Genomic DNA, 10,187 nt, shown 5'->3' with positions numbered 1-10,187 from the left:
GGCCCGCACCGTGGCGATCGAGCCGCAGGTGTTGCTGCTGGACGAGCCGCTGTCGAACCTCGACGCCTCGCTCCGGGTGCAGATGCGGCGCGAGCTCCTCGCACTGCAGCGAAAGCTCGGCCTGACCACAGTCTTCGTGACCCATGACCAGGAGGAGGCTAACACCACCTCCGACCGGATGGCCGTGCTGGACGGGGGGGTGATCCAGCAGATCGGCACGCCGCAGGAGCTCTACGACCGGCCCGCCAACGGTTTCGTCGCGGGCTTCCTCGGGACAGCGAACATCCTGAAGGGCAGCCTGCGCGACGGCGCCTTCGTCACCGAGAGCGGCAACGCCTTGCCGGTGGCGACTACCCTCGCCGCCGCCTCGCGCATCGTGCTGCGGCCGCAGAACATCAGCCTGACGGACGACAGCGGCCCCGGCGTCATTCCCGGCGCCATCCGCCACCGCGAGTTCCTCGGCAGCCAGATCCGCTATCTGGTCGACACCGCGGACGGGCAGATCATCGTCGACCGGCTGCATGGCGAGGGGGCAGTGGCGCACGAGGCTGGGGTGCAGGTGGCGCTGAGGGTCGAGAGCCGCAACGCGCCGCTGCTGGCCTGATGGCGGATCTGTGGTTCATCCGGCATTTCCGCACGCCGTGGAATGCCAACGGCAGGCTGCAGGGCCGGCGCGACATCGCGCTGGACGATCCGCTCGGCCCCTCCGACCTTGCAGCGCTGGCTGCCAATGCCGAGGCGCTCGCGGGACAGAGCTTTTCGGCGGTCTGGTGCTCGCCGCTGCGGCGGGCCCGGCAGACCGCCGCGCTGCATGGCTTCGAGGCGCCGGAGATCCTCGCCGATCTAACGGAGATCGACTTCGGTGATTTCGAAGGCCGGCTGTGGCGGGAGCTGGAGGCGGCGCACCCCGGCCTTTGGCATGAGGCGCCGCATCTCCTGTCCCTGGGAGAGAGCTTCGAGGCTTTCACCGCCCGGGTGGCCCGGGTGCTGGATCAGGCCACGCGCCTCTCCGGGCCGCCGGTGCTGGTCTTCGGCCACGGCGCATGGGCGGGCTGTCTCGCCAGCCTGGCAGAAGGGCGGGACCCTGCCGGGATGAACCGGCTCGCGCTGAAGAATGGCGCCTTGCTGCGGCTGTCGCCCGGCTTGGCGCGCGTGACGCAACACTGAAAGGACCCTGCCTTGGCTTCGATCATCTTCGATCTCGACGGAACGCTGGTGGACAGCGCGCCGGACATCCACGCGGCGGTGAACCTGATGCTGGCGGAGGAGGGGGCGGCGCCGATGGATCTGGCGCAGGTCTGCGGCTTCATCGGCAACGGGGTGCCGGTGCTGGTGCAGCGGGTGATGCAGGCCCACAGCTGGCCGGCAGAGGATCACCCCCGCCTGCTGTCGCGCTTCATGACCCATTACGATGCGGCCCCCGCCGAGCTGACCCGGCTCTATCCCGGCGTCGCCGCCGCGCTGGACCGGCTCGCCGCGGCGGGTCACCGCTTTGCCCTCTGCACCAACAAGCCCGCGGCCACCTCGCAATCCATCCTGCGGCATCTGAGTATCGCCGGGCATTTCCCGGTGATCATCGGCGGCGACAGCCTGCCGCAACGCAAGCCCGATCCCGCCCCGCTGAAAGCGGCCTTCAACGCGCTCGGCGGATTGGCTGGCTGGTATATCGGCGACAGCGAAGTCGACGCCGAGACCGCCCAAGCCGCAGGCGCGCCGCTGGTGCTCTTCACCCTGGGCTACCGCAAGACCCCGGTCGAGGAGATACCCCACGCCGCCCGCTTCGACAGCTTCGACCAACTCCCGGCGCTGCTGGAGCGGCTGGTCGCCGAATGACGCCTCAGACCGCGTCCGGTTGCAGGCCGGGCGGAAGGGCTCCAGATCCGCGCAGGCCGCATGGATGCGGCCTATGGTCGGCCAGTCATCCGTCGCGATCCCGAAGCGGGCGTTGTTCAGCACCTGCCCATAAAGGCAGATATCGGCGAGGCCGGGTATGTCGCCGTGACAGAACCGCCCGGTGGCGCGACTGGCCGCCAGCATATGCTCCAGTGCCGGAAAGGTCTCGCCGACCCAATGCCGGAACCAGTCGACCTGCGCCGCAGGGGAGGCGCCGAAATGGAGCGGGGTTTCGTGACCCTCCGGACGATGGCCACCCCACGCTTCCTGGACCCGAACGGGCGTCGGCCCGGCTGGAGCTACATAGGCGATCCGGAGGCGATGACCAGCGGCGCGGTCGGCCTGCGCCGGTTCTCGACGCTGCGCAGCTGGCTGTCGCAGTGGTTCCCCGCCCATACCCGCGCCGACAGCCGCACGCCGATCCGCTAGGCGCTGCGACGGCTGCAGACCGAAGGGGTGATTCAGTGCGAGGCCTACCGCCGCGCGGTTGTGGCCGAGACCGATCCGGACGAGATCATCCACATCTTCACCATGCGGGCCGCGGTCGAACCCATCGCGGTGGGTCTGGCCATGCAGCGGGTCGACGAGGCATTTCTCGAGCGGCTGCGGGATCTGCATGCCCGCATGGATCACGCCATCGCCGCCTCCGACTCGACTGCTGCGGCTATCGCGAACTGAACGCGGTGTTCCACCGCGTGATCTGGGGGCAGGGGGGCAACACCATGCTCGCCGAAATGATCAACTCCATCGCCCGCAAGCCGGTGGTCAGCCCGACCTTCAACAACTGGACCCGCGCCGAACTGCAGCGCAGCAACCGCCAACACGGCGAGCTGGCGGACGCTTTCGAGGCGGGCGACGCGGAATGGGCCGAAACCTCAATGAAGGCGCACCTTCTCTCCTCACGCGCCTCCTATTGGAGGATCGGTGGCGAGAGGAAGCGGACGGATGCGGCGGATACGGGCGAGGAGGCGTCCGGGGACGAGGCGAAGGGGTTGTGAGGCTGGCCGCTGCGGTTGCAAGGCGCTTCTGGATAAAGTAAGGTGATCCCGGAAAAAGCCTTGGGGGACGCCATGCCGGAATCCACACTCACGTCGAAAGGCCAGACGACGCTGCCTGCCGAGGTGCGGCGGGCCCTGGACCTCGCTCCGGGTGACCGGCTGCGCTATGTCATTCTGGATGGCGGCGAGGTGCGGCTGGTGAAGACGCGCGCGGTCGCGGGAATTGCCGGGATGCTGCATCGCGCGCATCGGGCGCCGGTGGATCTGGGGGCAATGGACGAGGCGATCGCCGGGGGCGCCGGGGAATGATCGCCCTCGATACCAATGTGCTGGTGCGTTTTCTCGTGCAGGACGATCCGGCGCAGGGCAGGGCGGCGGCGACGCTGATCGGAGGTCTGACCGCCGAGGCGCCTGGCTGGATCTGCCGCGAGGTCGCGGTGGAACTGGTCTGGGTGCTGGAGCGCGCCTACCGCCTGACGCGGGCGGAGATCGCCGACGCGGTCGAGGCGCTGCTCGAGGCGCGCGAATTGCGCTTCGAGGCAGAGGACCGCGTCGGCCTCGCCATCAACCGCTACCGCAAGGGCGGACCGGGGTTCTCGGACCAGATGATCCTGATCGCCGCGGGGCAGGCCGGGTGCAGCGGCCTGTTCAGCTTCGACCGCCGGCTGGTGCAGGCCGGCGCCGTCCCGGTGGACGGCGCCTAGGGCGCACTCCGCGCCATCCCGCAGAATTGCATCGCCTTCGGAACTCCCGGGCCGGGCTGGCGGTTGCTGGCCCCAGAAGTCTCCGTTCGGCAGATCCCCTGCCGCGACCGCGGACCGGGGGGGGAGAGCATGGACGAACAGAGCCCGATGGGCGTCGAGGCCTTGGGCCTCGCGGGACAGATCACGGCTGGGCAGACCCTGCTCCACATAACCGCCGGCGAGGCGCGGGCCGAGGCGCTTGCGGCCTTCCTGCGCCAAGCGCTGCCCGACCGGCCGGTCGAGGTCTTCCCGCCCTGGGATTGCCTGCCCTTTGACAGCGCCTCGCCGACCCCGGGCGCGATGGGTCGGCGGATGGCGGTGCTGTGGCGGCTGGCCTCGGCGGGGCAGGAGGTGACGGTGATCGTGCCGCTGCGGGCGCTGTTGCAGCGCCTGCCGCCGCGCGCCGCGGTGCGGGGGATGCGGCTGGAGCGCGGCGAGCCGGTGGATGCCGGGGCGCTGCAGGCCTTCTGCCTCAAGGCGGGCTACCTACCCGATGACCGGATCGACGAGCCCGGCGAGGTGGCCTTCCGCAACGGCACCGTGGAGATCTTCCCCGCCGGCGCCGAGCTTCCCTGCCGGATCGACATCGCCGAGGGCAGGGTGGCGGCGATCCGGCGCTTCGACCCGGCGTCGCAGCGCTCCGTGGCGGAGATCGATAGCCTCGACCTCGCGCCGGTCACCGAGTTGCCGCCGTCCGACGGCGAGCGGGAGCGGGCGGCGGAGCATCGGCTGCCGCAGGCCTATGACCGGTTGACGGTGCTGATGGACCACCTGCCCGGCGCGCGGCTCACCTCGACTCCCGCGGCCTTGCAGGCGGCGGAGCCGGCGCTGGCGCGTCTGGCCGAGGCGCAGGCCGATGCCGAGGCGGGCGGGGCGAAGCCGCTGGCTGCCGATGCGCTCTATCTCGGCCCGCACGACTGGGCCGCGTTGCTCCCCTCGATCAAGACCCTTCCGGAGTTCGACTGGCAGCCGATCCCCGCCTTCGCCGCCGAGCGCCGGCCGCGCAACCGGCTGGCCGGATTTCTCGCCGGTGAGGCCGGCCGGCGGCTGCTGCTCACCGCCCATTCCGACCGCGAGTTGCGCCGGTTGCAGCGCATGCTGCGGCAGGCCGGCGGCGAGGAGCCGGAGACCGTGGCCAGCCTCGCCGCGGCGGAGGGCCTGCCGCGCGCCGCGCTGATCGCCGATCTGGAGCGCGGCTTCACCATCGGGGATCTGACGGTGCTCACCGCGGCGGATCTGCTGGGCAGCCGGGCCGAGCAGCCCGATGGCCTCCTCGGCCCCGCCGTTCCGGGCGGGCTGCCCGAGGCCGGCTTCCAGATCGGCGACACGGTGGTGCACGAGGATCACGGCCTTGCCCGGCTGGAGGGGGTGGAGCCGCTGGACCCGGAGGCTCCGCAGCAGGAGGTGATCCGCCTCGTCTTCGCCAAGGACGAGCGGCTGCTGGTCCCCGCCCGCGACGCCGGGCGGATCTGGCGCTATGGCTCGGGCGAGGCGGGGGTGAAGCTCGACCGGCTCGACAGCGGCGCCTGGACGAAGCGGCGCGAGGCGACGCAGGAGAGCCTGGAGGCGCTCGCGGCCGAGCTGGTGCGGCTGGCGGCAGAGCGCGCTGCGGCGGAGGGCGGGAAGATCCAGCCGCCGGCCGCGGCCTTCGAGCGCTTCGTCGACCGCTTTCCCTATCCGGCGACGCCCGACCAGCGCGCGGCGGTGCGCGCTGTGCTCTCCGACCTCGGCTCGGGGCGGCCGATGGACCGGCTGCTGATCGGCGATGTCGGCTTCGGCAAGACCGAGGTGGCGCTTCGCGCCGCGGCGGCGGTCGCGCTGGCGGGGCGGCAGGTCGCCATCGCCGCGCCGACCACCGTGCTGGCCCGCCAGCATTTCGAGACCTTCCGCCGCCGCTTCGCGCCCTTCGGCATCGAGGTCGGCCACCTGTCGCGGCTCGTCACCGGCAAGGCGGCCTCGGCGGTGAAAACCGGCGTCGCGGAGGGCACGGTCCGCGTCGTCGTCGGCACCCATGCGCTGGTCGGCAAGGATGTCCGCTTCGCCGACCTCGGGCTCCTCATCATCGACGAGGAGCAGCGCTTCGGGGCGGCGCAGAAGCAGAAGCTGCGGGCGCTGGGGCAGGGCTGCCACGTGCTGTCGATGTCGGCGACGCCGATCCCGCGCACGCTGCAGACGGCGCTGGTCGGGTTGCAGGACATGAGTGTCATCGCCACCCCGCCGGCCCGCCGCCGGCCGATCCGCACCCTGATCGCGGATGACGGCGACGCAACCCTGCGTCAGGCGCTGATGCGCGAGAGACGGCGCGGCGGGCAGAGCTTCGTGGTGGCGCCGCGGATCGAGGATGTCGCGCCCCTGGCCGAGCGGCTGCGCCGGCTCGTCCCCGATCTCCGGCTGCGCATCGCCCATGGCGGGCTGCCGCCGCAGGAGATCGACGCCACGGTGGTCGGCTTCGCCGCCGGCGATGGCGACATCCTGCTGGCGACGGCGATCATCGAGAGCGGCCTCGACGTGTCGCGCGCCAATACCATGCTGGTGCTGAAGCCCGCCCTCTTCGGGCTGGCGCAGCTGCACCAGCTGCGCGGCCGGGTTGGGCGCGGCGCGCTGCAGGCCTATTGCTACCTGCTGACGGCTGAGGGCGAGGAGCTGACCGAGGACGCCCGCCGGCGGCTCGGCACGTTGCAGGCGCTGGATCGGCTGGGGGCGGGCTTTGCCATCAGCGCGGCGGATCTGGACCGGCGCGGCGGCGGCGAGCTCTTGGGCGAGCGGCAGGCGGGGCATGTGAAGCGGGTGGGGCTCGGGCTCTATCAGCAGATGCTGGCGCGGGCGCTGGATCAGGCACGGGGTCTCGCGCCGCCGCCGGCGCCCCCGCAGCTCCTGGGAGAGATCGGCTTCATCCCCGCCGATTACGTGCCGGAGCCGGAGAGCCGGATCGACCTCTATCACCGGCTGGCGCAGGCGACCGGGCCGGGCCAGCTCGACGCGCTGTCGGACGAGATCACCGACCGTTTCGGCCCGCTGCCCGACCCGGTGGAGGCGCTGCTGCGCGCGGCCTCTGTGCGGGTGCTGGCCGGGGCGCTGGATGTGGCGCAGATCAGCCTCGGTTCGGAGGGGCTGGCGCTCGGCTTCCGCGAGGAGGTGGCGCCTCAGGATTTCGACGCCGCCGTGCGCCGCGGCCCGGATCTGGAATGGGAGGGTGGCCGGCTCCTGCTGCGCCGCCCTGGCGAGGATGCCGCGAGCCAGCTGGCCCATGCGGCGGATCTGCTGGAGCGACTGGCCTGAGCCGCGGCGGCGGGATCTCCGCCGCCGCGGCTCAGGAGGCGTGAGGCTCAGCGATGACGCTCGGCGGCGACTTCGCCGGTCTTCAGGCTGCGCGAGAACGGGCCGATCTGCCAGAGCGCCGAGAGGCCGACGAGCACATAGACGATCCGCGCCAGCAGAGCGTTCTGGCCGCCGAAGATTGCGGCGACGAGGTCGAACTGGAACAGGCCGACCAGCAGCCAGTTGACGCCGCCGATGATGATGAGCAGGAGCGTGATGATGTTGAGGTTGCGCATGTTTTCTGGATCCTTCGGGGTTGGGAGACGCCCTGCAACCTGCGCTTTCCTGCATTGTTCCCGGCCCCGGAGCATGCCTTGGGCCCGGAACATCCCCGCCCCTCCCGGGTTTCCCTCATCCGCCCGCCGGGCGCAGCATCGAGGAGAACCGTGGTGACCGATCCCGCAGACAAGACCGACCCGACGACGAAGGACCTGCGCCGCGAGGGCAAGGTGATCGACCAGCGCCAGCAGCAGATCGACCCGGCGGGCAAGCACCGGGAGCAGCCCGGCGAGGCCGGACCGCACCGCTCGCAAAAGCAGCCGGGGCAGGACCCGGAGGATCCGCAGGCCTGAGCCTCTCACGGGTCTGGAACAGGCCCCCTGCCGGCGGGTTGCCCCCGCAGAGCCAGTCGCGAAAGGAAGCAGAGATGACCCCGACCACACAGCCCGCCCCCCATCCCGCGGAGGATGCCGGGCGCATCACCCTCACCGCCTTCTTCGACACTGCCGAGGCCGCCGAGCGCGCCCGTTCGGGGCTGGCGTTGCTCGGCCTGCCGCGCGGCGAGCTGCATGGCGAGGCCGGCGGTTCGACCGATAGTTCGGGGGGCAGCCTGCTCGACCGGCTGGCCGCGTTCTTCGTGTCCGACAGCGACCGCCACGTCTATGCCGAGGGCGTGCGCCGCGGCGGGTCGCTGCTTACCGTGTCGCCACTGTCCGAGATGCAGGTGGAAGCGGCGCTCGACGTGCTGGAGGAGGAGGCGATCGACATCGACGCCCGCGCCACCGCCTGGCGCGCCGAGGGCTGGACCGGGCCGCAGGCCGGCGAGGTGCTGCCCGATGGCATCCGCGGCACCACCCGCGACGCCGCCTACACCAACCCGCGCGAGGGCAACGAGAGCGCCGAACTGGACGAGACTTACGAGGGCGCCTCAATGCTGTCCGGCGCGCCGCGCGAGGCCCCCCGCACCCGCCGCGCGCGGGTCTATCGCGGCGGCGAGATCGGCTGACCATCAAGATCCGACGGGGCCGGAATGGCCCCGTCGGCAGCCGTTCGGCTTACCAGGAGGTCAGGACGCTGCCCTGATATTTCTCCTCGATGAAGCCCTTCACCTCGGGGCTGTGATAGGCCTCGATCAGCAGTTTCACCCAAGCCTCGTCCTGCTTGCCCTGCTGAACGACGATGACGTTCACATAGGGGTTGTCGGCCTTTTCCATGGCGATGGCGTCGGTCTTGGGGTTCAGCCCCGAGGCCAGCGCGTAGTTCGTGTTGATCAGCGCCGCATCGAGATCGGCCAGCGAGCGCGGCAGCTGCGCCGCGTCCAACTCCTGGAACCGGATGTCCTTTGGGTTCTCGGTGATGTCGAGCACGGTCGGCGTCAGCCCGGTGCCGTCGGCCAGCTTCAGCAGACCGAGGTCCTGCAGCACCAAGAGCGCCCGGCCTCCGTTGGTCGGATCGTTCGGGATGCCCATGCTGCCGCCCTCTGGCAGGTCGTCGAGCGAGGTGATCTTGTCGGAATAGACCCCCATCGGCGTGGTGATGGTGGTGCCCACCGTCACCAGATCGAAGCCGCGGTCCTTCATCTGGTTGTCGAGATAGGGCTGGTGCTGGAAGGAGTTGGCCTCAATGTCGCCATCGGCCAGCGCCTGGTTCGGCACGACGTAATCCGAGAATTCGACCACGTCGATCTCCAGCCCCTTCGGCGCGGCGATCTTGGCGACCTCCTCCATGATCTCGGCATGTTCGCCCGGCGACACGCCGACCTTGATCTCCTCGGCCATCGAGGCGGCGGCGGTGAGGGCGAGGGCCGAGACGAGGGTGGTGAGACGCAGCATACGAATACTCCTTCTGACGATGCGTGAAATCACTGGCCGCGGTTGCGCGGCGCGCGCTTGTCGACCAGCCGGGCGATCCATTCGCCGCAGGACTGCACGAGTTGCACGAGAACGATGAGGATGACGACCACGGCGGCCATCACCTCGGGCATGAAGCGCTGGTAGCCGTATCGGATGCCGAGATCGCCCAACCCTTCGCCACCGACCGCGCCGACCATGGCCGAAAAGCCGATCAGACTGACCAGCGCCAGCGTCAGGCCGAGGGCGATCCCGGGCAGCGCCTCGGGCACCAGCACCTTGACGATGATCTGGAACGGCGTCGCCCCCATGGCGCGGGCGGCCTCGATCAGCCCGCTGTCGACCTCGCGGATCGCGTTCTCGATCAGCCGGGCGATGAAGGGGATGGCGGCGAGGGTCAGCGGCACGATGGCCGCCGTGGTGCCGATCGAGGTGCCGGCGATGGTGCGGGTGAAGGGGATGATCGCCACGACGAGGATGATGAAGGGCACCGAGCGCAGCGCGTTCACCACCAGCCCCAGCACCTTGTTCACCAGCGGCGAAGACAACAGCTCGCCGCGCTGCGAGGTGGCGAGATAGACCCCCAGCGGCAGGCCGAAGACCGCGCCCAGAAGGCCCGAGACGGCGACCATGTAGAGCGTCTGCAGCGTGGATTCGATCAGCAGGTTGATCAGGTTAGCCGACATAGCCGAGCACCTCCGCCAAGAGTTGGTGACGCTGCAGATAGGCCCGCGCCTCGTCGCCGCGCGCCGCGTCGATCGAGACCAGCAGCTTGCCGAACGGGTGGGGCCCGATCTCCTCGATCGCCCCGGCGAGGATGTTCACGCCGATCCCCAGTTCGGCGGTCAGCCGCGCCAGCATCGGCTCGGTGGCATGCGGCCCGGCGAAGGTGATGCGCAGCACCTCTTGCGCGGGGCCGGCAGGGCGGGCGGGGACCAGCCGGCCGGCGATGAAGCTCGGCAGCGTCACCCCGGTGATGCCCGAGAGGAACGAGCGGGTGGTCTCGTGCTGCGGCCGGGTGAAGAGGTCGTAGGTCGGTCCGGCCTCGACGATGCGGCCGGCGTCGATCACCGCCATATGGGTGGCGATGTCGCGCACCACGGTCATCTCGTGGGTGATCAGCAGGATGGTCAGCCCGAGGTCGCGGTTGATCTCGGCCAGCAGAC

General features: G+C 70.7%; 15 protein-coding genes. 11 read left to right on the top strand and 4 right to left on the bottom strand.

Annotated elements, in window-relative coordinates:
* The 9 genes from C5F48_RS19195 to C5F48_RS19160 form a co-directional block, all read left to right on the top strand.
* On the top strand, positions 1-604 hold a 604-nt coding region (locus C5F48_RS19195), incomplete at its 5' end, for an ABC transporter ATP-binding protein (protein ID WP_146170649.1).
* The gene (locus C5F48_RS19190; RefSeq protein WP_107665425.1) at positions 604-1,167 is read left to right on the top strand and encodes a histidine phosphatase family protein; all 564 of its coding nucleotides are present in this window, start codon (positions 604-606) and stop codon (positions 1,165-1,167) included. The genes C5F48_RS19195 and C5F48_RS19190, both read left to right, overlap by 1 nt.
* A 12-nt stretch (positions 1,168-1,179) precedes the next feature.
* Positions 1,180-1,833 (top strand): phosphoglycolate phosphatase, encoded by a 654-nt coding sequence (gene gph, locus C5F48_RS19185; RefSeq protein ID WP_107665424.1) that lies wholly within the window; start codon positions 1,180-1,182, stop codon positions 1,831-1,833.
* Between the two features lie 294 nt (positions 1,834-2,127).
* A complete protein-coding gene (locus C5F48_RS19180; RefSeq protein ID WP_181247732.1) occupies positions 2,128-2,322 on the top strand; it encodes a hypothetical protein in 195 nt (64 codons plus the stop codon).
* Positions 2,323-2,349: 27 nt separating this feature from the next.
* Positions 2,350-2,571 carry an FCD domain-containing protein gene (locus tag C5F48_RS25285; RefSeq protein ID WP_170139586.1) on the top strand — a complete coding sequence of 74 codons (222 nt, stop codon included), beginning with the start codon at positions 2,350-2,352 and terminating at the stop codon, positions 2,569-2,571.
* A gap of 5 nt (positions 2,572-2,576) precedes the next feature.
* A complete protein-coding gene (locus C5F48_RS25280) occupies positions 2,577-2,891 on the top strand; it encodes an FCD domain-containing protein (protein ID WP_170139585.1) in 315 nt (104 codons plus the stop codon).
* 42 nt (positions 2,892-2,933) lie between these two features.
* On the top strand, positions 2,934-3,200 hold the full coding sequence (locus tag C5F48_RS19170) for an AbrB/MazE/SpoVT family DNA-binding domain-containing protein (protein ID WP_245941342.1): 267 nt from the start codon (positions 2,934-2,936) through the stop codon (positions 3,198-3,200).
* Complete coding sequence (locus tag C5F48_RS19165; RefSeq protein ID WP_107665422.1) at positions 3,197-3,595, top strand: type II toxin-antitoxin system VapC family toxin; 399 nt, start codon at positions 3,197-3,199, stop codon at positions 3,593-3,595. Before C5F48_RS19170 ends, C5F48_RS19165 begins: the two co-directional genes overlap by 4 nt.
* Before the next feature lie 129 nt (positions 3,596-3,724).
* Positions 3,725-6,913 (top strand): DEAD/DEAH box helicase, encoded by a 3,189-nt coding sequence (locus C5F48_RS19160; RefSeq protein WP_107665421.1) that lies wholly within the window; start codon positions 3,725-3,727, stop codon positions 6,911-6,913.
* A gap of 47 nt (positions 6,914-6,960) precedes the next feature.
* Here the strand turns inward: C5F48_RS19160 and C5F48_RS19155 are convergent, their stop codons facing one another.
* Positions 6,961-7,188: a DUF378 domain-containing protein gene (locus C5F48_RS19155; RefSeq protein ID WP_107665420.1), complete on the bottom strand. Its 228-nt coding sequence runs from the start codon at positions 7,186-7,188 to the stop codon at positions 6,961-6,963.
* Positions 7,189-7,341: 153 nt separating this feature from the next.
* Here C5F48_RS19155 and C5F48_RS19150 point away from each other — a divergent pair, with 153 nt between their 5' ends.
* Both C5F48_RS19150 and C5F48_RS19145 read left to right on the top strand, forming a co-directional pair.
* Entirely contained in the window at positions 7,342-7,524 is a 183-nt protein-coding gene (locus C5F48_RS19150; protein ID WP_107665426.1) for a hypothetical protein, read from the top strand.
* A 74-nt stretch (positions 7,525-7,598) separates the two neighbouring features.
* A complete protein-coding gene (locus C5F48_RS19145) occupies positions 7,599-8,177 on the top strand; it encodes a hypothetical protein (RefSeq protein ID WP_107665419.1) in 579 nt (192 codons plus the stop codon).
* A gap of 49 nt (positions 8,178-8,226) precedes the next feature.
* Here C5F48_RS19145 and C5F48_RS19140 read toward each other — a convergent pair whose 3' ends face one another.
* From C5F48_RS19140 to C5F48_RS19130, 3 genes are all read right to left on the bottom strand, one after another.
* The gene (locus C5F48_RS19140; RefSeq protein ID WP_107665418.1) at positions 8,227-9,003 is read right to left on the bottom strand and encodes a MetQ/NlpA family ABC transporter substrate-binding protein; all 777 of its coding nucleotides are present in this window, start codon (positions 9,001-9,003) and stop codon (positions 8,227-8,229) included.
* A gap of 29 nt (positions 9,004-9,032) precedes the next feature.
* Positions 9,033-9,707 carry a methionine ABC transporter permease gene (locus C5F48_RS19135; protein WP_107665417.1) on the bottom strand — a complete coding sequence of 225 codons (675 nt, stop codon included), beginning with the start codon at positions 9,705-9,707 and terminating at the stop codon, positions 9,033-9,035.
* On the bottom strand, positions 9,697-10,187 hold a 491-nt coding region (locus C5F48_RS19130), incomplete at its 5' end, for an NIL domain-containing protein (RefSeq protein ID WP_308812770.1). The genes C5F48_RS19130 and C5F48_RS19135, both read right to left, overlap by 11 nt.

The sequence above is a fragment of the Cereibacter changlensis JA139 genome (assembly GCF_003034985.1).
Taxonomy (GTDB): Bacteria; Pseudomonadota; Alphaproteobacteria; order Rhodobacterales; family Rhodobacteraceae; genus Cereibacter; species Cereibacter changlensis.
The sequence above is the reverse complement of the archived record's forward strand: the minus strand, read 5'-3'. Positions and strand labels throughout refer to the sequence as shown.